The sequence below is a fragment of the Cupriavidus sp. FW305-F7 genome, from assembly GCF_058782875.1.
This window is the reverse complement of record NZ_JBYSYC010000037.1, coordinates 56,074-77,411: the sequence shown is the minus strand read 5'-3', so window position 1 is coordinate 77,411 and position 21,338 is coordinate 56,074. Positions and strand designations below refer to the sequence as shown.

Sequence of the window (21,338 nt, the reverse complement as noted above, 5' to 3'; positions counted from 1 at the left end):
GGCAGACCGCGGCGCCATCGCTGCGCCGCAGTAGCGCGGATAAACTCAGTATGCTGAATAGTTGGCCGGGAAAAAGGGCGGAGAGATCCGCCCTTCAGCTTCACCCGTAGTGCCGCTCAGGTGGCCAGGTCGCGGCCGCGCGTCTCCGGCACGAACAGCATGCCGATGACGAAGGCCAGGCCGGCGATGATCACCGGGTACCACAGGCCGAAGTAGACGTCGCCGCTGGCCACGTTCATGGCCGTGACCACGAAGGACAGCATGCCGCCGACCCAGCCCGCGCCGAGGTGGAAGGGCAGGGACAGCGAGGTGTAGCGCACCCGGGCCGGGAACAGTTCCACCATGAAGGCCGCCATCGGCCCATACACCATGGCCAGGAACAGGATCGGGACCAGCAGCAGCACGAATACCATCGGCGTGTTGATCTTCGAGAGATCGGCGCGCTCCGGCCAGCCGGCCGCCACCAGCGCGCCCTTGATGGCGTCGCGGTCAAAGCCCTGCAGCGTGCGATCCGCGATGCGCACTTCCGCCTGCGCCGGATTGCTGGCCGGCACGAAGGTGTAGCCCACGCCCAGGTCGGTCAGGTAGCCGCGGATCTTGTCGCAGGCGGATACCGGCTCGCCGAACAGGCGCGCCTTGCAGTCGCCGGCCGTCACCTGCACGGCGCCTTGCTGCTGGAATTGCTCGAGTGCCGGATTGGCATAGTGCGTCAGGCCCTTGAACACCGGCTGGATGCACACCGCCGCCAGCAGGCAGGCGGCCATCATGATGTACTTGCGGCCGATGCGGTCGGACAGCCAGCCGAACAGCAGGTAGCAGGGCGTGGCCACCACCAGCGCGATCCCGATCAGCTTGTGGACCGTTTCGAGCGGCACGTGCAGCGTCTTGTTGAGGAAGAACATCGAGTAGAAGTGGCCGGTGCCGAAGATGGCGCCCAGGCCCGCCGCCACCACGAACAGCAGCAGCACGGACCTGAGGTTCTTCCAGTTGGTGAAACTCTCGCGGATCGGCGCCCTGGAGGTGGTGTTGGCGGCCTTCATCCGGGCAAAGACCGGCGATTCATGCAGCTTGCCGCGGATGTAGACCGAGATCACCAGCATCACCAGCGACACGATAAAGGGAATGCGCCAGCCCCACTCACGGAATTCGGCCTCGGTCAGGAAGGTCTTGAGCAGGTAGACGACCAGCAACGAGGACAGCAGGCCCAGCGTTGCCGTGGTCTGCAGCGAACTGGTGTACAGCCCGCGCTTGTGCACGGGGGAGTGCTCGGCCACGTAGGTGACCGCGCCGCCGACCTCGCCGCCCAGCGCCAGGCCTTGCAGCAGCCGCAGCAACACCAGCAGCACGGTGGCGGTGATGCCGATCTGCTCATACGTGGGCAGCACGCCAACGCCGACGGTGGCAACACCCATCAGCAGGATGGTGACCAGGAAGGTGTACTTGCGCCCGATCAGGTCGCCCAGGCGGCCGAACAGCAGCGCGCCCACCGGCCGTATCAGGAAGCCTGCGCCGAAGGTAGCCAGGCTGGCCAGGAAAGCGGCAGTCTCATTGCCCTTGGGGAAGAACAGTGCGCCGAAGTACACCGCCAGTGCGGCGTAGATGTAGAAGTCGTACCACTCCATCAGGGCGCCGAAGGAAGAGGCAAGGATGACCTTGCGCTCCTCGGCTGTCATGCGGGAGGCGGGGGCGCGTGTCTCGCTGCGAGTCAGGCTGATCGTCATGGCGGGGGTCCTTTGGTGTAGCTATTGTCTCTATATGTCTGCTCGTCCCGGCGGTGCCGGCGCCGCTGGCCAGGGCCTGTCGGTCCCTCGCGCAGTGCAGCGCCGCATCCTTCCGGTGCATCAGTCAGTATGCTGATGAGAAACGCAGTATGCTGAGCAAAATGTGGGCCAGTCCACAATGTGCCGGAATGCCCGAAATCGCCTATTTAAATGGTCTTTTAATATCGTCAGCATACTGAGCATCTGGGCTCAGTGTACTGAGGGTGTATGGCCATCGTTATAGGTGTTAACCCTCCGCGCCGCTTCTAGACTTTTGGAATTTCGCTGACTAGAATCCGAAACTAATCAGTGTACTGAGCAATTGCATGGGCGCACGCCGCATGCCGTGCGGGACGCGCCCGCAGCGAAGCGATTTCACCAATCAGGAGCCCCACCAGCATGACCAAAGTGAAGAAGATCGCCCTCGAAGAGCATTTCATGACGCCGGGTTTCCAGGCCTATTCCAAGGCGTTCACGCAGCATATCGATCCAGCAGTTTTTGCCGAACTGGGCCGCCGCCTGGCCGATTTCGACGAGGACCGCCTCGCCGAGATGGACCGCGCCGGCATCGACATCACGGTGCTGTCGCAGACTGGTCCGGGCGTGCAGGGCGAGTCCGACTCCGGCCTTGCCGTGGCGCGGGCACGCGAGAGCAATGACTTCCTGGCCGCGCAGATCGCGCGCCACCCCACGCGCTTTGCCGGCTTTGCCGCGCTGCCCATGCACGACCCGGAGCAGGCCGCGCGCGAGCTGGAACGCGCCGTGCGCGAGCTTGGCTTCAAGGGCTCGCTGGTGAACGGCCATACCCACGGGCGCTACTACGACGACCCTGCATACGATGCTTTCTGGGAACGCATGCAGGCGCTGGACGTGCCCATGTACCTGCACCCGACCGATGCGCTGGTTCAGCCGCAGGTCCTGGCGGGCCACCCCGAGCTGACCGGCGCGGCGTGGGGCTGGGGCGTCGAGACCGCATCGCATGCGCTGCGGCTGCTGTTCGGCGGCGTGTTCGACCGCTTCCCGCGCCTGAAGATCATCCTCGGCCATATGGGCGAGGGCCTGCCGTACCAGCGCTGGCGCTTCGACAGCCGCTTTGCGGTCTATTCGCACGGGGTCCGGCTGGCGCGCGCGCCTTCGGAATATATCGGCACCAATATCGTCATCACCACCTCGGGGGTGTGCTCGCACGGTGCGCTGGCCGGTGCCATTGCCGAGCTCGGCGCGGAGGCCGTGATGTTCTCGGTCGACTATCCCTACGAATCCACCGAAGTCGCGGCGAAGTTCATCGAGGACGCGCCGCTCGACGACACCACGCGCGCGCTGGTCTGCCACGGCAACGCGCAACGCCTGCTCAAGCTGTAACCGTACAACCCGAGGACCCTCATGCAAAAAGTCTTTCGCATCGGCCAGATCGTTCCCAGCTCGAACACGACCATGGAAACCGAGATTCCCGCCATGCTGCTGGCGCGCCAGCAGCTCCGTCCGGAGCGCTTTACCTTCCACTCCAGCCGCATGCGCATGAAGAAGGTGGTCAAGGAAGAGCTGGCCGCCATGGATGCCGAATCCGACCGCTGCGCGGTGGAGCTCAGCGACGCCCGCGTCGACGTGCTCGGCTACGCCTGCCTGGTCGCCATCATGGCCATGGGCCACGGCTATCACCGCAAGTCGGAGCAGCGCCTGAAGGCCCACACCATCGAGAATGGCGGCGACGCGCCGGTCATCACCAGCGCCGGTGCGCTGGTGGATGCGCTGCGCGTGATCGGCGCGCGCCGCATCGCCGTGGTGGCGCCATACATGAAGCCGCTGACCGAGCTGGTGGTGGACTACATCCGCAACGAAGGCTATGAGGTGGTGGACTACCGTGCGCTGGAAATCCCGGACAACCTGGAGGTCGGCCGCCACGATCCGGCGCGGCTGCCCGGCATCGTGTCGCAGATGAACCTGGCGGATGTCGATGCCATCGTGCTGTCGGCCTGCGTGCAGATGCCGTCGCTCCCGGCCGTGGCAAAGGTGGAGGCGATGACGGGCAAGCCGGTCATCACCGCGGCCATCGCCACCACCTACGCCATGCTCAAGGCGCTGGACCTGGAGCCGGTCGTGCCGGGCGCCGGCGCGCTGCTGTCGGGCGCCTACTGAGGGTATGCCATGACCACCTTCCTTTATGGCGGCCACGTCCATGCCAACGGCATTCGCCAGCACTACCTGCGCTATGGCGGCAACGACGGTGCGCGTGCCGCGCGCGATCCCGTGATCATCGTGCCGGGCATCACCAGCCCGGCAATCACCTGGGGCTTCGTCGGCGAGCGCTTTGGCGCCAGCTTCGATACCTATGTGCTGGACGTGCGCGGGCGCGGCCTGTCGTCGGCTGAGGCCGGGCTGGACTACAGCCTCGACGCCCAGGCCCGCGACGTGGTGGCCTTTGCCGAGGCGCTCGGCCTGCGCCGCTACAGCGTGGTTGGCCATTCGATGGGCGCGCGCATCGGCGTGCGCGCCGCGGCGGGCCGGCCTGGCGGCCTGGCCAGACTGGTGCTGGTCGATCCGCCGGTGTCGGGGCCCGGGCGCCGCGCGTATCCCGCGCAACTGCCGTGGTATGTGGATTCCATCCGCCTGTCGCGCCAGGGCACCGACGTGGAAGGCATGCGCTGCTTCTGCCCGACCTGGACCGACGAACAGTTGCGCCTGCGCGCCGAATGGCTGCATACCTGCAACGAAGACGCCGTGATGCGCAGCTTCGAGGATTTCCATCGCGACGACATCCATGCCGACATGCCCAGGATCACGGTGCCGGCGCTGCTGGTGACTGCCGGGCGCGGCGACGTGGTGCGCGCCGAGGACGTGGCGGAGATCCGCACGCTGCTGCCGGGGGTGCTGGTCAGCCACGTTGCTGGTGCCGGCCACATGATCCCGTTGGATGACGAAGCGGGCTTTTACGCGGCGCTGGGGGACTTCCTCGGCGCGCCGCTGACGCAATGACCAGCAAGGAGCGGACATGCCGGTAAGTGACCACCAGATGATCGAGGCCTGGCGCAAGGTGCTGAAGCTGTCCCGGCTGGAGCCGGGGCAGACCGTCACCATCCTGACCAGCGCCGCGACCCACCCGCAGACCCTTTCCACCGCGCTGATCGCCACGCAGGCGATGGGTGCCATCGTCAACCGGCTCGACCTGCCGCCCGTCAACGGCGAGAAGGCGCTGAGCCGCGACGCGCTGGCCTACCTGGGAACGACCCCGCTCACGGGCAACCGAGCCGCGATTGCCGCGCTCAGGGAAAGCGACCTGGTGCTGGACCTGATGACGCTGCTGTTCTCCCCCGAGCAGCACGACATCCTGAAGGGCGGCACCAAAATCCTGCTGGCCGTCGAGCCGCCCGAGGTGCTGGCGCGCCTGGTGCCTTGCGAGGCCGACCGCGAGCGCGTCAAGGCCGCCTCCGAGCGGCTGGCCGGCGCAAAGGAAATGCATGTGGTGTCGCCGGCCGGCACCGACCTGCGCTGCCCGCTGGGCGAGTTCCCGGCCATCAGCGAGTATGGCTTTGTCGACGAGCCCGGGCGCTGGGACCACTGGCCCAGCGGCTTCGCGCTGACCTGGCCCAACGAGGGCTCGGCCAACGGTACCATCGTGCTGGAGCGCGGCGACATCCTGCTGCCGCAGAAGACCTACGTCACCGAGCCGGTCATGCTGACGGTGGAGGGCGGCTTTGCCACGCGCATCGAAGGCGGCCTGCACGCCGAGTTGCTGAGCGAGTACATGGCCTCCTTCAACGATCCGCAGGCCTATGCCATCTCGCATATCGGCTGGGGGCTGCAGCCGCGCGCCCACTGGTCCACGCTGGGGCTGTACGATCGCGAGGCCACCATCGGCATGGACGCGCGCGCCTTCGAGGGCAACTTCCTGTTCTCGCTCGGCCCCAATAACGAAGCCGGCGGCAGCCGCACCACGGCTTGCCATATCGATATTCCCGTGCGCAACTGCACCGTCCGCCTGGACGGCGTGGATGTGGTGACCCGCGGCAAGGTCACGGACGGGTTCCGCTACCCGGAGGAGAAGTAGCCATGCACAAGGAGATCGGCGCGTACCAGCGCCAGGGCTTCGGCAACGACCTGGAACTGGCGGGCCCGTTCGGGCTGCTGGTGGTCGATTTCGTCAACGGCTTTGCCGATCCGGAGGTGTTCGGCGGCGGCAATATCCGCGAGGCCATCGCCAACACCGTGCCGCTGCTGGCCGTGGCACGGCGCGAAGGCTGGGCGATCGCGCACAGCCGCATCGTCTTTGCGGACGATGGGTCGGACCACAACATCTTCTCCATGAAGGTGCCGAACATGCTGTCGCTGAAGGAGCGCGAGCGCAACAGTGCCATCGTCGAAGAACTGGCGCCACGGGCGGGCGAGCTGGTGGTGCGCAAGACCGTGCCGTCGGCATTCTTCGGTACGTCGCTGGCCGCGTGGCTGACGCAGCGCGGCGTGCGCACGCTGGTGGTGGCCGGCGCCGTGACCAGCGGCTGCGTGCGCGCCAGCGTGGTGGACGCCATGCAGTACGGCTTCCGGCCGCTGGTGCTGTCGGATTGCGTCGGCGACAGGGCGCTCGGCCCGCATGAGGCCAACCTGTTCGACATGGGGCAGAAGTATGCGACGGTGGCCTCGCGCGCAGAGGGGCTGGCTGCTATCGGGGTGCGCGAATGAGCGCTTGCATGAATCATCGGGACGGATAAGACAATGACATCGTCGATGGAACCGGATCATTCGGAAGAAGGACGCGGCCAGGGCGTGGGAGCCCGGGTGGCGCGAAAGGAAGACGCCAGGCACCTGCATGGCAAGGGGCGCTTTGTCGCGGACATTGCCATGCCGGACCTGCAGGAGGTGGCTTTCCTGCGCAGCCCCGTGGCGCATGCCAGGCTGTTGTCCGTGAGCAAGCCCGCGCGCCACGCGCAAGCGGTGATCGTGCGCGAGGACATGGCGGCGGCGAGCGACATCGTCGCGGATTCGGCGTTCCCGTCCTACCAGCCGTCGGCGCAGGCGCCGCTGGCCAGCGGCAAGGTGCGCTTTGTCGGCGAGCCCGTTGCCATGGCCTTTGCCCCGACGCGCGCCGAAGCCGAGGACATCGCCGAGCAGGTGGTGGCCGAGTTCGACGAGCTGCCCGCGCTGACCGACGTCGCGCAGGCCCGCCAGCTCGCCGGCGAGGTGCGCGTGCACGAACACTGGCGCGACAACACCTTCCTGACGCTGAATATCGACAAGAACTTCGAGGCGCGCCAGCGCGAGGCCTCCGTCGTCGTCCACCGCAAGGTCAACCTGGCGCGCCAGTGCATGGTGCCGATGGAAGGCAAGGCGGTGCTGGCCTACTGGGACCACCAGTTCGACCAGCTGGTGGTGTACAGCGCCACCCAGGTGCCGCATATGATCCGGACCATCCTGAGCCATTGCCTGGACCTGGACCAGGCGCGCGTGCGCGTGATCTCGCCGGACGTGGGCGGCGCCTTCGGCTACAAGTGCGTGCTGCAGCAGGAAGAGCTCTGTATCGCCTGGCTGGCGCTGACCTACAAGCGGCCGTTCCGTTTTGTCGAGGACCGGCGCGAGCACCTGACCGCCGGGGCCAACTCGCGTGAGCATCACTACGAGCTTACCGCCTATGCCGACCAACGCGGCCGGCTGCTGGCGCTGGACGCGAAGATCGCCATCGATGGCGGTGCCTATTCGGTCTGGCCATTCACCGTCGGGCTGGAGCCGGGACAGGCGATCGGCAACCTGCCCGGCCCTTATGCCTTTGACGGGTACCGCTGCGAAACTACTTGCGTGGCCACCAACAAGCCAGGTTTCGTGCCGTATCGCGGCGTGGCCCGGACCGGCGTCTGCTTCGCCATGGAACTGATGATGGACGCGATCGCGCGCGAGGTGGGGCGCGAGCCGTGGGAAGTGCGCTGCGAAAACCTGGTGCCGCCGCAGGCCATGCCTTACGTCAACGTGACCAACAAGCACTTCGACGGCGGCGACTACCCGGCCAGCGTGCGCCAGGCGATGGAGATGATCGACCTGCCCGCGATCCGCGCGCGGCAGCAGGCGGGTCCGCAGGGCAGCCGCTATGTCGGCGTGGGCTTTGGCACCTACACCGAGCAGTCGGCCCACGGCACTTCCGTGTTCGCGGCCTGGGGCACGCCGGTGATCCCCGGCTTCGACTCGGCCACGGTGCGCATCACGCCGGATGGCGGGCTCGAAGTGCGGGTCGGCGTGCATTCGCACGGGCAGGGCATGGAGACCACGTTCGCGCAGATTGCCCACGAGATCCTGGGCATCGACATCGGACGGATCAAGCTGGTGCACGGCGATACCGGGCTCACGCCGTTCTCGACCGGCACCTATGCCTCGCGCTCGCTGGTGATGTCGGGCGGCGCGGTGTCGCGGGCATGCAAGGCGCTGCTGCCGCGGCTGCAGAAGATTGGCGCGCATATGCTGGGGCAGCCGGTGGAGGCGGTAACGCTCGAAGCCGGCGCGGTTCGTGCAGGCGATGCCACCGTCATCGATATCGGCCGCATTGCCGACGCCTGGTACATCAATCCCCACCTGTTGCCGCACGACGTGGATGCGCAAGGGCTGGAGGTCACCATGGGCTTCAAGCCCGCGGTCGATACCGGCAGCTTCACCTACGCCACGCATGCGGTCGCGGTGGAAGTCGACATCGATTCTGGCCATGTCGAGATCCTGGACTATGTGGTGGTGGAAGACTGCGGCACCATGATCAATCCGATGGTGGTCGAGGGCCAGACCTACGGTGGTGTGGCGCAGGGTATCGGCACAGCGATGTTCGAAGAGATGCGCTATGACGGCAACGGGCAGCCGCTGGCCTCCACGCTGGCGGACTACATGCTGCCCGGGCCGACCGAGATTCCATCGATCCGCATCCATCATTTCGAGACGCCGTCGCCGCACACGGAATTCGGCGCCAAGGGGATGGGCGAGGGCGGCGCCATTGCACCGCCGGCGGCGATCTTCAACGCGGTGAACGACGCCTTGCGCGACTTCAGTGTCGAACTGCAGGAAACGCCGCTGACCCCGAGAAAGATCCTTGAAGCGCTGGATGCGGCAGTGGCCGGCGCACAAAGCAAGAAGGCAGCCTGACCCATGAAAGCCGTCGCTTTTTCCTATCATGCGCCCGGCTCGCTGCCGGAGGCGCTGGCCCGCCTTGGCGCGGGCATAGATGTGGCCAAGACCATGGGCGGAGGCCAGTCGCTCGGCCCGATGCTGAACCTGCGGCTGACCCGTCCCGACACGGTGGTCGATGTGTCGGGGCTGGCCGAACTGCGGCAAGTCGCGCCCACCCCCGATGACATCCGCATCGGCGCCTGCGTGACCCATGCGCAGATCGAGGACGGCGTGTTCGCGCCGCTGCAGGGCACCATGCTGCAGGCCGTGGCGGGCGGCATTGCCTACCGCGCGATCCGCAACCGCGGCACCGTGGGCGGCAGCCTGGCCCATGCGGACCCGGCCGCGGACTGGGTGGTGGTGATGACCGCGCTGGGTGCGCGCATCGAGATTGCATCCGGCATCGGCACGCGCGATGTGCCCATGGAAGCATTCATGATCGGCGCCTACACCACGGTGCTGGCCGACGGCGAGCTGATCGCCGCCGTGCGCGTGCCGCATGCCACCGCGCACAGCCGCTGGGGCTACCAGAAGCTGTGCCGCAAGACCGGCGAGTTCGCCGAAGCCAGCTGCGCCGCGTACTTCGATGCCAGCCGCCGCTTTGCACGCATCGTGCTCGGCGCGCTGGACGGGCCACCGGTGGTGCTGCCTGGACTCACGCGCGCGGTCGCCGCGCAAGGCGCCGCGGCGCTCACGGCCAGTGCCGTGGACGAAGCGGTGGCGCAGGCCGCGCCGGGCAAGGACGCCATCGACCGCAAGCTTTACCGTACCGTCGTGATGCGCTGCGTCACGCAAATGCTGAACTGAGGAGCGCCCGTGCAGACCATCGAATTCAATGTCAACGGCCGCCGGGTTTCTGGCGCGTGCGCGGACCGGACGCACCTGGGCGACTTCCTGCGCGACACGCACAGCCTGACCGGCACCCACCTCGGCTGCGAACACGGCGTGTGCGGCGCCTGCACCGTGCTGCTCGACGACAAGCCGGTGCGGTCGTGCATCACCTTCGCGGCTGCCTGCCAGGGCGCTGACATTGTCACCGTCGAAGGCTACCAGGACGATGCCGTGATGGCCGACCTGCGCGCGGCGTTCAACCAGCATCATGCCCTGCAATGCGGCTTCTGCACGCCGGGTATGCTGGCGACCGCACGCGACATCGTGCTGCGCCTGCCCGATGCGGACGACGCCGCCATCCGTCACGAGTTGTCGGGAAACCTGTGCCGCTGCACCGGCTATATGGGAATCGTCGCCGCCATCCGCTCGGTACTGGACGCACGCCGCGACGCAGCCGGCGTGATTGCGCGGCACGTCGCGGGCGCGGCGCCGGCCGAAGCGCCGTTCACCGGTTTTGCCGTTGCCGACGAAGCGCTCGGCACGCTGCCGCACCTGGCCGCCGGCACCGGCGCCGAGGCGGAACGGTCAGCCGACCGCAAGGGCTGGTCGCGCATCGAAGGCAGCTTCACCGTCCCCTACGCGCTCGACTCGGTTTGGGCCTTCATGGCCGACCTGCCAGCCGTCGCGGGCTGCCTGCCGGGCGCGGTGCTCACTGAAATTGCGGGGGAGAAGGTCAAGGGTCATATCGCCATCAAGTTCGGCCCGATGTCCGCCAGGTTCGACGGCGCCGCGCGCCTGCAGCGCGACGACGCGCTCAAGCGTGGCGTGCTGAAGGGCGCAGGCCAGGATTCGCTCAGCAACTCCAAGGCCGCCGGCGACGTCGCCTACCAGCTGAAGGCGCTCTCCGCGCACGAGACCGAAGTCGCGGTCGACCTGCAGTACTCGCTGCAAGGGCCGCTGGCGCAGTTCTCGCGGTCGGGGCTGGTGCGGGATTTCGTGCGGCGCATGATTGCCGATTTCGGCAAGTCGGTGGCGCGCCGGATGGACCCGACGCTGAGCGATGCCGAACGCAACCAGGCGGTACGCCTCAATCCGGTGGCGATGTTCTTCGGCGTTCTGTGGGAGCGGGTCAAACGATGGTTCGGCGCCCGCTGAACCCGCCCGCCGGGCTGTCGCAACCCTTGCCCGCGTCAGCCCGGATGCACTACAACCAGTAGTGCGGTGGCAGTGGTCTTGCCGCCATTGGAGATCGCATGTGCGACATCGGCCGCATAGCGCGCGGTCTCGCCGTGCCTCAGCTTCTTCTCATCGACGCCCGCGCGCACCGTCATCGATCCGCTCAGCACCGACAGGTGTTCCTGGGTGCCGGCTTCGTGCGGCTCGGAGGCCAGCACGCCGCCGGCCTGGATGGTCAGCTCATACCACTCGAAGCGGCCGGCCAGGTCGATCGGGCCCAGGATGCGCAGGTCGCAGCGGGTATCGGGGCTTTTCAGCGATGGCGTGGCATGTGGCTGGATCACGGTGATGCCGCCGCCCGGCCGCTCTGCCGCGCCGCCGGCCAGGAAATCCGTCAGGCTGACGCCAAGCGCATTGGCCAGGCGCCACAGCACCGCCACGGTGGGGTTGGCCAGGTTGCGTTCGATCTGCGACAGCATCGACTTGGATACGCCGGCACGGCGCGACAGTTCATCGAGCGACAGGCGCTGCTGCTGGCGCAGCGCCTGCAGCGCCATGCCGACGGCGGGCGGCCCGTCGGCCTGCGGCATTTGGGCAAGGGCTTGCGTCATGGGGGAATGTTCGTTATATTGCGCAAAACGTTCGATATAGAGAACGCGTTCGATTTATCGATCGAATCCTAGCATATCCCTCGCACACCAACGGGAGCCAAGCCATGTCGAATGCCGAGGCATTCTATGCATCCATCCGTACCGAACTCGAAAGCATCCGCGCGGCGGGGCTGTTCAAGAATGAGCGCGTGATCGCCACGCCGCAGGGTGCGCGGGTGCGCACCACCGACGGCCGCGAGGTCATCAACCTGTGCGCCAATAACTACCTTGGCTTGTCGTCGCACCCGCAGGTGATCGAGGCCGCGCACGAGGCGCTGCGCACGCATGGCTTCGGGCTGAGCTCGGTGCGCTTTATCTGCGGCACGCAGGACCTGCATAAGACGCTGGAGGCGCGGCTGTCGGCCTTCCTCGGCACTGAGGACACCATCCTCTATGGCTCGGCCTTCGATGCCAATGGCGGTTTGTTCGAAACGCTGCTGGGCGCGGAAGACGCGGTCATCAGCGATGCGCTCAACCATGCCTCGATCATCGACGGCATCCGCCTGTCCAAGGCACGCCGCTACCGCTACGAGCACAACGACATGGACGACCTGCGCGTGCAGCTGGAGCAGGCGCGGGCCGACGGTGCGCGCTACACGCTGGTGTTTTCCGACGGCGTGTTCTCGATGGACGGCACCGTGGCGCGGCTGGACCAGATGCGCACGATCTGCGATGAGTACGACGCGCTGCTGGGCATCGACGAATGCCATGCCACCGGTTTCATGGGCCAGCGCGGGCGCGGCACGCATGAGGCGCGCGGCGTGTTCGGCAAGATCGACATCATCACCGGCACGCTGGGCAAGGCGCTGGGCGGCGCCTCGGGCGGCTTCACCAGCGCGCGCAAGGAAGTGGTGGCGCTGCTGCGCCAGCGCTCGCGGCCCTATCTGTTCTCCAACACGGTGGCGCCGGCCATCGTGGGCGCGTCGATCGCGGTGCTCGATATCCTGGAAGCCAGTACCGAGCTGCGTGACCGGCTGGAGGGCAATACCAGGTTCTTCCGCGCGGGACTGGACCAGCTGGGATTCGACGTCAAGGCGGGCGACCACCCCATCATCCCGATCATGGTCTACGACGCCGACAAGGCGCAGCAACTCGCGCAGCGCCTGCTGGAGCTGGGCGTGTACGTGGTCGGCTTCTTCTACCCGGTGGTGCCCAAGGGGCAGGCGCGCATCCGCGTGCAGATGAGCGCGCTGCATGACGAAGCCGCGCTGCAAGAGGCGCTGGAAGCCTTTGGCCAGGCTGGCCGCGAACTGGGGCTGATCTGATGGAAGATGGCAAACCGAAGATCCTGATCGTCGGCGCCAACGGCCAGATCGGGTCTGAACTGGCACTGGCGCTGGCCGAGCGCTACGGGCGCACCAACGTGATCACCTCCGACGTGGTGCCCACCGGCCGGCACGTGCACCTGACGCACGAGATGCTCAACGCGACCGACCGGGGCGAGCTGGCCGCCGTGGTCGAGCGCCATGGCATCACCCAGGTCTACCTGCTGGCCGCCGCGCTGTCCGCCACCGGCGAAAAGGCGCCGCAGTGGGCCTGGAACCTCAATATGACCAGCCTGCTCAACGTGCTGGAGCTGGCACGGCAGACCGGGCTGGAGCGGGTGTTCTGGCCAAGCTCGATTGCAGCCTTCGGCCCGACCACGCCTGCCGGACAGACACCGCAGAAGACCGTGATGGAGCCCACCACCGTCTACGGCATCTCCAAGCAGGCGGGCGAGGGCTGGTGCCGCTGGTATCACGCCAACCACGGCGTGGATGTACGCAGCGTGCGCTATCCGGGCCTGATCTCTCACAAGACCCCGCCCGGCGGCGGCACCACTGACTATGCGGTCGACATCTTCCATGCGGCGGTGAAGGGCGAGCCCTACACCTGCTTCCTGAAGGAAGACGAGGCCCTGCCGATGATGTACATGCCCGATGCCATCCGCGCCACCATCGAACTGATGGAAGCGCCGGCGGACAAGCTCGGCGAGCGCGGCAGCTACAACATTGCCGGGATGAGCTTCACGCCCGCGCAGACTGCAGCGGCCATCCGCGAGCAGGTGCCGGGCTTCCAGATCCGCTATGAACCCGACTATCGCCAGGCGATTGCGCAGGGCTGGCCGGATTCGATCGACGATTCGGTCGCACGCGCGGACTGGGGCTGGAAGGCCGAGTACGGCTTGAAGGAGATGGTGGCGGACATGCTGGCCAACCTGAAGGCGACGCTGCCCGCCTGAGCCACTATGGCGCGATCGTGCCGTCGATAGCGATGCGGATGCCCTCGGTGCCGACTGCCACCGGTCCGGTGCGCCCTACCAGGTCCCCGGCCTTCGGCAAGGCGCTGCCGCTGGCCGAGATCCGCGCTTCAAGCATGACCTGTTGCTGTCCGGACAGCCGGTGATCGGGCCGCATCGCCATCGCATCCTCCAGCGTGAACGACAGCGGCAAATCGCGCGCCTGCCGGCGCAGTACTGCCAGCGGCATGCGTGAGCCGTCAGCGGGCAACGCGTAGACAAAGAGCGTGTCGCCCGGTTGCGGCGTGCGCCCGGCCTTTTCGCTGAGCGTGACCATGCCGGTGATCTTCGGGGTTTGCGCCGCGGCAGCCGTGCCGCGCGCGGCCGCAAGGTTGGCGGCGATGCGCGCCGCTGTCTGCGAATCCGCGGGCAGCAGCCGGTACAGGTGCTCCCAATATCCGATCGCCGCCTGCTTATCGCCGCGTTCGGCCGCGGCGCTGGCCGCAAGCGCCAGCGCTTTGGGGTCGTCCCGGTCCAGCGCCAGGGCCTGGCGCACTTGCGCCATGGGCGGGCCTTCCAGCGAGCCGCCGTGCAGGCTGGCCAGCACATCGGCGTAGTCGGAGCGCAGCGCGGCCACGTCCGGCGCCAGTTCAACGGCCCGCGCGTAGGCCGCGGCGGCGTCGGCATGGCGTTCCATCACGCTGTATGAGCGCGCCAACATGGCCCAGCCCTGCGCGTCGCCGGGCGACTCGCGCAGGCGCTGCGCGAGCTGGTTCACCATGCCCTCGACCTGCGCGCCGCTCAGCTGGTGCTGGTTGCCGGTGCTTTCGGGCAGGTCGTCGGCGCGCCAGAGCGCGACCGGGTTGCCAAGGTGCAGGTAGAGCAGGATGGCGGCGCTGGGCAGTACTGCGAGCAGCAGCGCGGCGAGCAGCGGCGAGGTGCCGGCCCGTCCCGTGCCGGTGGCGGCGCCGGCGGCGTCATCGAGCAGCCGGCGGCCGAGTTCGTCGCGGGCTTCGGCGTGGCGCGCCGCGGTGAGGGTGCCGCCGCGCAGGTCGGTGTCCAGCTCGCGCAACTGGTCGTGGTACAGGTCAACCAGCAAGGTGCGTTCCGGCGTGCCCGGGTCTGGCACCGCCCGGCGGCGCAGCAGCGGCCACAGCAGGCAGGCCGTGGTGGCGGCGATCAGGGCGGCGGCGAGCAGCCAGAAGGTGGTCATGGCTGGCGGTGCTCCACGGATGTTGTGGCCGATTCGTCCAGCAAGTCCGCAAGCTGGCGCTGCGCGCTGGCGTCCAGCGTCGCATCCGCCTGGCGATTGCGCGAGCGCGCACGCACGATCGCGGCCGCCACGCCGGCCACCAGCAACAGCGGGCCGAACCACAGCAGCCACGTCAGCGGCCGCAACGGCGGCTTGTACAGCACGAAGTCGCCATAGCGCTGCACCAGGTAGTCCTTCACCGCCTCGTCGCTGGCGCCGCCGCGCAACTGCGCGCGGATCTGGCGTCGCAGGTCGACGGCAAGGTCGGCGTTGGAGTCGGCCAGGGTCTGGTTCTGGCAGACCAGGCAGCGCAACTCGTTGGACAGCGCGTGCACGCGGGCATCGAGTTCCGCTTCCGTCAGCGCCGTCGCCTGCAGCGAAACGCAGCAAAGCCACACGGCAAGCATCGTGCGGATCCGGCTACGCATGGCTGCCTCCCTGCCGTTCCAGCTGCTCGATCAGCGGGATCAGCTTGCGCTCCAGCACCTCGCGCGTGACCGGGCCCACCTGGCGGTAGCGCACCACGCCGTGCTGGTCGATGACAAAGGTCTCGGGCACGCCGTAGACGCCGTAGTCGATGCCGACGCGGCCGTCGGCATCGACCAGCGAAGCCGCATAGGGGTTGCCCAGCCGCTGCAGCCAGTCGCGCGCGGCGCCGGTCTCGTCCTTGTAGTTGAGGCCATACAGCGGCACCGGCGAGCGCGCGGCAAAATCCACCAGCAGCGGATGCTCGGTGCGGCAGGCCGCGCACCACGACGCCCACACATTCAGCAGCCAGACCTTGCCGCGCATGTCGGCGCTGGCCAGCGTGCGGCCTTCGGGTTCGAGCAGCGGCAGGCGGAACGCCGGCGCGGCCTTGCCGACCAGCGGCGAGGGCAGTTCGCGCGGGTCGTGGCGCAGCCCGGCGGCCAGCGCGACCGCAAGGGCGAGGAAGGCGGCCAGCGGCAGCAGGAAGCGCGTCATGCGGGCGTCTCCTCATGGGCGGAGGCCAATGCCGGCACTGCGGGCACATCCGGTGCGGCTGGCGCGGTGGCAGGATTGGCGGCACGGCGGCGAAGCCGGTAACGCTTGTCGCAGACGGCCAGCAGCCCGCCCAGCGCCATCAGCACGCAGCCGGCCCAGATCCAGTCGACAAAGGGCTTGACGTGGATGCGCACGGCCCAGGCGCTGCCATCGACGTTCTCGCCCAGCGCCACGTAGAGGTCGCGCGCCACGCCGCTGTCGATCGCGGCCTCGGTGGTGGGCATGTCCTGGCTGCGGTAGATGCGGCGCTCGGGGTGGAGCAGTGCTACTCGCTTGCCATCGCGCGCGGCCACCAGCGTGCCGCGCAGCGCGTCGTAGTTGGGCCCGCCGGCCTGGGTCACGCCGGCAAAGCGGAAGTCATAGCCGCCCACGCTGACGCTCTCGCCGGCGCGCATCGGCAGTTCGCGCAGGCTTTCCTGGCCGGATACCAGCGTCACGCCGGCGATGAAGACGCCCACGCCGGCGTGGGCGAGCAGCATGCCCCAGTAGCTGGGTGTGAACTGGCGCAGCGCGGCCAGGCGGCGCCCCTGTTGTTGGCGCAGCCGCGCCGCCAGGCTGGTCACGGCGCTCAGCACGCACCAGGCCGCCAGCAGCAGCCCCAGCCCGCTTAGCGCCGAGGCATTGCGCAGCACCAGCAGCAGCCCCAGCCCGATGGCCGCGCTGGCCACGGCGCCCCAGCGCAGGCGGCGCGCCATGTCGGGCAGGCTGCCGTGGCGCCAGCGCGCCAGCGGCGCGGCGCCCATCAACAGCACCGCGGGGGCCATCAAGGGCACGAAGACCTGCTCGAAGTAGGCCGGGCCGACCGAGATCTTGCCCAGCCCCAGCACATCGACCAGCAGCGGGTAGAGCGTGCCCAGCAGCACCGTGGCGGCGGCCACCGCCAGCAGCACGTTGTTTGCCAGCAGCATCGACTCGCGCGAGACCGCCGCGAACGCCACGCGCCGCGCCAGTCGCGGCGCGCGCAACGCATACAGTGCCAGGGCCAGCCCGGTAACCAGCCCCAGCAGCGCCAGGATGAAGATGCCGCGCTTCGGGTCCACGGCGAAGGCGTGGACGGAGGTCAGCACGCCGGAACGGACCAGGAAGGTGCCCAGCAGGCTCAGCGAGAAGGTGAAGATGGCGAGCAGCACGGTCCAGGCGCGCAAGGCGCCGCGCTTCTCGGTGACCGCCAGCGAATGCATCAGCGCGGTGCCGGCCAGCCACGGCATGAACGAGGCGTTCTCGACCGGGTCCCAGAACCACCAGCCGCCCCAGCCCAGCTCGTAGTAGGCCCAGGCGCTGCCCAGCATGATTCCCAGCGTCAGGAAGGCCCACGCCACCGTGGTGCACGGCCGCGACCAGCGTGCCCAGGCCGCATCGACGCGCCCGGCCAGCAGCGCCGCCACGGCAAAGGCAAAGGTCACCGAGAAGCCCACGTAGCCCATGTAGAGCAGGGGCGGGTGGAACACCATGCCCGGGTCCTGCAGCAACGGGTTGAGGTCGCGGCCTTCCATTGCGGGCGGCAGCAGCCGCACGAAGGGGTTGGAGGCGAACAGCAGGAACGCCAGGAAGCCGGCGCTGATCGCGCCCATCACGGCCAGCACGCGGGCCACGGCGGCCAGCGGCAGCTGCCGGCTGCACGCGGACACCGCCAGCGACCACAGGCCCAGCATCAGCGTCCACAGCAGCATCGAGCCCTCGTGCCCGCCCCAGACCGCGGCGATGCGGTACGCCAGCGGCAGCGCACTGTTGGCGTTGGCGGCGACATAGCGCACGCTGAAGTCGTTGCTGACGAAGGACCAGGTCAGTGCGGCGAAGGACAGCGCCACCAGCAGGCACTGCACGCGCGCGGCGGGGCGCGCCAGCGCCATCCACGCCAGCTGGCCGCGCGCGGCCCCGGCCAGCGGCACCACGGCCTGCACCAGCGCGACCAGCAGCGCCACGATCAGCGCGAAATGGCCGAGTTCCGCGATCACTGGCGTACTCCCTGTGCCGGCGCGGCTTCGGCCATGCGGCGGTTCACCTGCGCGGCCTGCTTGAGCGCGTCGGCGGCTTCAGGCGGCATGTAGTTTTCATCGTGCTTGGCCAGCACCTCGCTGGCGATGAAGGTGCCGTCCGCCTGCAGCTGGCCGCGCGCGACCACGCCCTTGCCTTCGCGGAACAGGTCGGGCAGCAGGCCGCGGTAGCGCACCGGCACCTGGCGCGCCGTGTCGGTGACGACGAAGCGCACCGTCATGCCGTCGCCCTCGCGCCGGATCGAGCCGGGCGCCACCAGCCCGCCCAGCCGGAAGCTGCGTGCCACCGGCGCTTCCTGCGCGGCGACCTGGCTGGGACTGAAGAAGAACACCAGGTTGGAGCGGAAGGCATTGAGCACCAGCGCCGCCGCGATGCCGCAGCAGGCCAGCGCCGCGGCCAGCAGCCCGAAGCGGCGCTGGCGCGGCGTCATTGGCCGGCTTCCTGGCGCGTGGCACGGCAGCGGCGGGCCAGCAGCACCAGCTCCAGCGCCAGCAGCAGCGCGCTCACGCCGAAGGCGCCGGCGATGAAGATGCCGTGATGCCCGTAGGGCAGCAGCGAGGACAGCGTCATGAGGTCTCTCCGGGAACCATGGCAGGGCCGTGCGGCACCTCGCCGCGCTCGCGCAGGATGCAGCGCACGCGCACCAGCGCCACCGCCACCGTGTACATCCAGCACGCCATCGTCATCAGCAGCATGCCAGCCAGCATGGTGGCCGCCATCGACGGCGCCGCGGTCAGGCTGACCGATGCGCCCTGGTGCAGCGTGTTCCACCACTGCACCGAGAAATAGATCACCGGGATATTGACCACCCCCACCAGCGCCAGCACCGCGCAGGCGCGCTCGGCCCGGCGCGGCTCGTCGATGGCCGCTTCCAGCGCGATAAAGCCGAGGTACAGGAACAGCAGGATCAGCTCGGAGGTGAGCCGCGCATCCCAGACCCACCAGGTGCCCCAGGTGGGCTGCCCCCACAGCGCACCGGTCCACAGCGCCAGCGCGGTGAAGAGCGCGCCGGTGGGCGCCAGCGCCGAGGCCATCATCGACGACAGCCGCGTGCGCAGCACCAGTGCCAGCGCGCAGTAGCCGGCCATGACCAGGTAGATGAACATCGACATCCACGCCGCCGGCACGTGGATGAAAATGATGCGGTAGACCTCGCCCTGCTGCGCATCGGTGGGGGCCACGCCAAAGCCGAGCCACAGTCCCGCCAGCGCGAACAGCGCCGCCGCGGCAAAGAACCATGAGGCCATGCGCCCGGCCAGCGGATAGAAGCGCACCGGCGCGGCATAGGCCAGCCAGCCGCCGCGGACCGGGGGCCGCGGCGCGGCAGCGGGGTGGACGGATGGCAGCGGCTGGCTCATGCCGGCGTCTCCATGGCAATGCGCAGCCCGGCGGCGGCGGCCAGCGGGCACAGGAACAGCGACAGCGCCAGGCAGGCGCCCAGCAGCGAGAACTGCGGCATCACGTCAAGCCCGGCATCGGCAGCGGCCGCGGCGCTGGCGCCGAACACCAGCACCGGCACGCACAGCGGGAGCACCAGGATGCACAGCAGCACCGCGCCGCCGCGCACGCCCAGCGTCAGCGCCGCGCCGACCGCGCCGATCAGGCTCAGCGCCGGCGTGCCCACCAGCAGCGACGCCGCCAGCAGCAGCGATGCGCCCAGGGGCAGCCCATACTGCTGTGCCAGCAGCGGTGTCAGCAACAGCAGCGGCAGGCCGCTGGTGAGCCAGTGCGCGGCGATCTTGGCCAGCACCAGCAGCGCCAGCGGATGCGGCGACAGCAGCAGCTGGTCCAGGCTGCCGTCGGCATGCTCCTGCGCGAACAGCCGCGACAGCGACAGCATCGACGCCAGCAGTGCCGTCACCCACAGGATGCCGGGAGCCAGCGCGCGCAGCTGCTGCGGCTCGGGGCCGATTGCCAGCGGGAACAGGCTGGCGGCGATGACAAAGAACACCACGCCGCCGAGCAGGCTGCCGCGCCGCCGCCAGGACAGCGAGACATCGTGCGCGACGATGGCGGCGAGCATGCGCATCATGCCGGCGCCCCCAGTTGCAGCACCGCGCCGCCCGCGGGCAGCAGCTGGTGCGTGGCGATCACGGCCATGCCGCCGGCGGCGAGGTGCGTGCCGAGCTGCGCATCGAAGCGCGCGCAGGCATCGGCATCCAGCGCGGTCACTGGTTCATCCAGCAGCCACAAGGCGCGCTGCGCCAGCGACAGGCGCGCCAGTGCGACGCGCCGCCGCTGCCCTTGCGAGAGCGTGCGCACCGGCGCGTTTGCGAGCCGCTCCAGCCCTTGCGCGGCGAGGGCGCGCGCGACGCCATCGGCACTGTCGTCCGATCCGGCGAGGCGCGCGGCAAAGCGCAGGTTTTCCGCCGGGCTCAGGTCAGGGTCGATGCCATTGGTGTGGCCGACATACGCCAGCGCCAGCTGATAGTCAGGGTCGGCGGCGCGCACCGGGCGGCCGCGCCAGTGCAGCGTGCCGGCATCGGCCATGGCCAGCCCGCACAGCACGCGCAGCAGACTGGTCTTGCCGCTGCCGTTGGGGCCGAGTACCTGCAGCAGGCCGCCGGGGGCGAGGTCGAGGTCGATGCCGCGCAACACCGGGCGTCCGGCGCGCGAGATGGCCAGCCCGCTCGCGCTCAGCACGGGGGCGGCGCAACGTGGGGACTCAGGCGGAAGCTCGGATGGCGGCGCGGGCGAGCGGACTGGCACGCGTCATTTCTCCTCGGCCTTGGAGATGTCGGGAAGATGGTGCGCGATGCCCTTGTGGCAGTCGATGCAGGTCTTCTCCTTGTTGGCCAGGTGGGTGGAATGCATGGCCTGCGCGCGCGGGCTCTGCCGCGTGAAGTCCATCGACTGGTAGTCGTGGCAGTTGCGGCATTCCAGTGAATCATTGGCCTTGAAGCGCGCCCACTCGTGCTGCGCCAGCGTGAGCCGGTGTGCCTGGAACTTTTCGCGGGTGTCGACGGTACCGAAGATCTTGGCCCAGACCTCCTTGGACGCCTGCATCTTGCGCGCCATCTTGGTGGTCCAGTTGTGCGGCACGTGGCAGTCCGAGCATTTGGCGCGCACGCCGCTGCGGTTGGTGAAGTGGATGGTGCCCTGCAGCTCCTGGTAGACGTTGTCGCGCATCTCGTGGCAGCCGGTGCAGAACTGCTCGGTATTGGTCAGCTCCAGCGCGGTGTTGAACGCGCCCCAGAACACCACGCCGGCGACAAAGCCGCCGAGCGTCAGGAAGCCCAGGCTGAAATACGCGCTGGGCCGGTTGATGGTTCGCCAGTAACGCTTGATCAGGTCGAGCATGGCGC

22 protein-coding genes are annotated in these 21,338 nt (G+C 68.6%); 10 read left to right on the top strand and 12 right to left on the bottom strand.

What is annotated here, in order from left to right:
* Positions 1–116: 116 nt before the first annotated feature.
* Positions 117–1,721: an MFS transporter gene (locus AC3WL8_RS28690; RefSeq protein ID WP_013952440.1), complete on the bottom strand. Its 1,605-nt coding sequence runs from the start codon at positions 1,719–1,721 to the stop codon at positions 117–119.
* Positions 1,722–2,159: 438 nt separating this feature from the next.
* On the opposite strand from AC3WL8_RS28690, the gene AC3WL8_RS28685 reads away from it, so the two are divergent.
* Genes AC3WL8_RS28685 through AC3WL8_RS28650 form a run of 8 tightly spaced genes read left to right on the top strand, consistent with a single transcriptional unit; the run spans position 2,160 to position 10,874 of the window.
* Positions 2,160–3,122 carry an amidohydrolase family protein gene (locus AC3WL8_RS28685; RefSeq protein ID WP_013952441.1) on the top strand — a complete coding sequence of 321 codons (963 nt, stop codon included), beginning with the start codon at positions 2,160–2,162 and terminating at the stop codon, positions 3,120–3,122.
* A gap of 21 nt (positions 3,123–3,143) precedes the next feature.
* The gene (locus tag AC3WL8_RS28680; protein WP_013952442.1) at positions 3,144–3,896 is read left to right on the top strand and encodes a maleate cis-trans isomerase family protein; all 753 of its coding nucleotides are present in this window, start codon (positions 3,144–3,146) and stop codon (positions 3,894–3,896) included.
* A gap of 9 nt (positions 3,897–3,905) precedes the next feature.
* The gene (locus tag AC3WL8_RS28675) at positions 3,906–4,733 is read left to right on the top strand and encodes an alpha/beta fold hydrolase (RefSeq protein WP_492379340.1); all 828 of its coding nucleotides are present in this window, start codon (positions 3,906–3,908) and stop codon (positions 4,731–4,733) included.
* A 16-nt stretch (positions 4,734–4,749) separates the two neighbouring features.
* Positions 4,750–5,805 carry a 2,5-dihydroxypyridine 5,6-dioxygenase NicX family protein gene (locus tag AC3WL8_RS28670; protein ID WP_153955059.1) on the top strand — a complete coding sequence of 352 codons (1,056 nt, stop codon included), beginning with the start codon at positions 4,750–4,752 and terminating at the stop codon, positions 5,803–5,805.
* Positions 5,806–5,807: 2 nt separating this feature from the next.
* Positions 5,808–6,434, top strand: coding sequence for an N-carbamoylsarcosine amidohydrolase (locus AC3WL8_RS28665; RefSeq protein WP_153955060.1), 627 nt, complete (start codon positions 5,808–5,810; stop codon positions 6,432–6,434).
* A 33-nt stretch (positions 6,435–6,467) separates the two neighbouring features.
* Positions 6,468–8,864: a xanthine dehydrogenase family protein molybdopterin-binding subunit gene (locus AC3WL8_RS28660; protein WP_492379339.1), complete on the top strand. Its 2,397-nt coding sequence runs from the start codon at positions 6,468–6,470 to the stop codon at positions 8,862–8,864.
* A 3-nt stretch (positions 8,865–8,867) separates the two neighbouring features.
* Positions 8,868–9,695 (top strand): FAD binding domain-containing protein, encoded by an 828-nt coding sequence (locus AC3WL8_RS28655; RefSeq protein WP_211981021.1) that lies wholly within the window; start codon positions 8,868–8,870, stop codon positions 9,693–9,695.
* Between the two features lie 9 nt (positions 9,696–9,704).
* The gene (locus tag AC3WL8_RS28650; RefSeq protein ID WP_492379338.1) at positions 9,705–10,874 is read left to right on the top strand and encodes a xanthine dehydrogenase family Fe-S subunit; all 1,170 of its coding nucleotides are present in this window, start codon (positions 9,705–9,707) and stop codon (positions 10,872–10,874) included.
* 35 nt (positions 10,875–10,909) lie between these two features.
* Here the strand turns inward: AC3WL8_RS28650 and AC3WL8_RS28645 are convergent, their stop codons facing one another.
* Complete coding sequence (locus AC3WL8_RS28645) at positions 10,910–11,506, bottom strand: helix-turn-helix domain-containing protein (RefSeq protein ID WP_013952449.1); 597 nt, start codon at positions 11,504–11,506, stop codon at positions 10,910–10,912.
* A gap of 104 nt (positions 11,507–11,610) precedes the next feature.
* On the opposite strand from AC3WL8_RS28645, the gene kbl reads away from it, so the two are divergent.
* Both kbl and AC3WL8_RS28635 read left to right on the top strand, forming a co-directional pair.
* Positions 11,611–12,810 (top strand): glycine C-acetyltransferase, encoded by a 1,200-nt coding sequence (gene kbl, locus AC3WL8_RS28640; protein WP_492379337.1) that lies wholly within the window; start codon positions 11,611–11,613, stop codon positions 12,808–12,810.
* The gene (locus AC3WL8_RS28635) at positions 12,810–13,766 is read left to right on the top strand and encodes an L-threonine 3-dehydrogenase (protein ID WP_211981023.1); all 957 of its coding nucleotides are present in this window, start codon (positions 12,810–12,812) and stop codon (positions 13,764–13,766) included. The genes kbl and AC3WL8_RS28635 overlap by 1 nt, the downstream gene beginning before the upstream one ends.
* 4 nt (positions 13,767–13,770) lie before the next feature.
* Here AC3WL8_RS28635 and ccmI read toward each other — a convergent pair whose 3' ends face one another.
* Genes ccmI through AC3WL8_RS28585 form a run of 10 tightly spaced genes read right to left on the bottom strand, consistent with a single transcriptional unit; the run spans position 13,771 to position 21,333 of the window.
* The gene (ccmI, locus tag AC3WL8_RS28630) at positions 13,771–14,976 is read right to left on the bottom strand and encodes a c-type cytochrome biogenesis protein CcmI (protein WP_211981024.1); all 1,206 of its coding nucleotides are present in this window, start codon (positions 14,974–14,976) and stop codon (positions 13,771–13,773) included.
* Positions 14,973–15,443 (bottom strand): cytochrome c-type biogenesis protein, encoded by a 471-nt coding sequence (locus AC3WL8_RS28625; RefSeq protein ID WP_013952453.1) that lies wholly within the window; start codon positions 15,441–15,443, stop codon positions 14,973–14,975. The genes ccmI and AC3WL8_RS28625 overlap by 4 nt, the downstream gene beginning before the upstream one ends.
* Positions 15,436–15,978 (bottom strand): DsbE family thiol:disulfide interchange protein, encoded by a 543-nt coding sequence (locus AC3WL8_RS28620; RefSeq protein WP_013952454.1) that lies wholly within the window; start codon positions 15,976–15,978, stop codon positions 15,436–15,438. The genes AC3WL8_RS28625 and AC3WL8_RS28620 overlap by 8 nt, the downstream gene beginning before the upstream one ends.
* Complete coding sequence (locus AC3WL8_RS28615) at positions 15,975–17,993, bottom strand: heme lyase CcmF/NrfE family subunit (RefSeq protein ID WP_492379336.1); 2,019 nt, start codon at positions 17,991–17,993, stop codon at positions 15,975–15,977. Before AC3WL8_RS28615 ends, AC3WL8_RS28620 begins: the two co-directional genes overlap by 4 nt.
* On the bottom strand, positions 17,990–18,463 hold the full coding sequence (ccmE, locus tag AC3WL8_RS28610) for a cytochrome c maturation protein CcmE (protein WP_013952456.1): 474 nt from the start codon (positions 18,461–18,463) through the stop codon (positions 17,990–17,992). The genes AC3WL8_RS28615 and ccmE overlap by 4 nt, the downstream gene beginning before the upstream one ends.
* Positions 18,460–18,603 carry a heme exporter protein CcmD gene (ccmD, locus tag AC3WL8_RS28605; protein ID WP_013952457.1) on the bottom strand — a complete coding sequence of 48 codons (144 nt, stop codon included), beginning with the start codon at positions 18,601–18,603 and terminating at the stop codon, positions 18,460–18,462. The genes ccmE and ccmD overlap by 4 nt, the downstream gene beginning before the upstream one ends.
* A complete protein-coding gene (locus AC3WL8_RS28600; protein ID WP_013952458.1) occupies positions 18,600–19,391 on the bottom strand; it encodes a heme ABC transporter permease in 792 nt (263 codons plus the stop codon). The genes ccmD and AC3WL8_RS28600 overlap by 4 nt, the downstream gene beginning before the upstream one ends.
* Entirely contained in the window at positions 19,388–20,065 is a 678-nt protein-coding gene (gene ccmB / locus AC3WL8_RS28595; protein ID WP_492379335.1) for a heme exporter protein CcmB, read from the bottom strand. Before ccmB ends, AC3WL8_RS28600 begins: the two co-directional genes overlap by 4 nt.
* Positions 20,062–20,742: a cytochrome c biogenesis heme-transporting ATPase CcmA gene (ccmA, locus tag AC3WL8_RS28590; protein ID WP_013952460.1), complete on the bottom strand. Its 681-nt coding sequence runs from the start codon at positions 20,740–20,742 to the stop codon at positions 20,062–20,064. Before ccmA ends, ccmB begins: the two co-directional genes overlap by 4 nt.
* A gap of 3 nt (positions 20,743–20,745) precedes the next feature.
* Positions 20,746–21,333, bottom strand: a complete 588-nt coding sequence (locus AC3WL8_RS28585) for a NapC/NirT family cytochrome c (protein WP_041228817.1) — start codon at positions 21,331–21,333, stop codon at positions 20,746–20,748.
* Positions 21,334–21,338 lie beyond the last annotated feature (5 nt).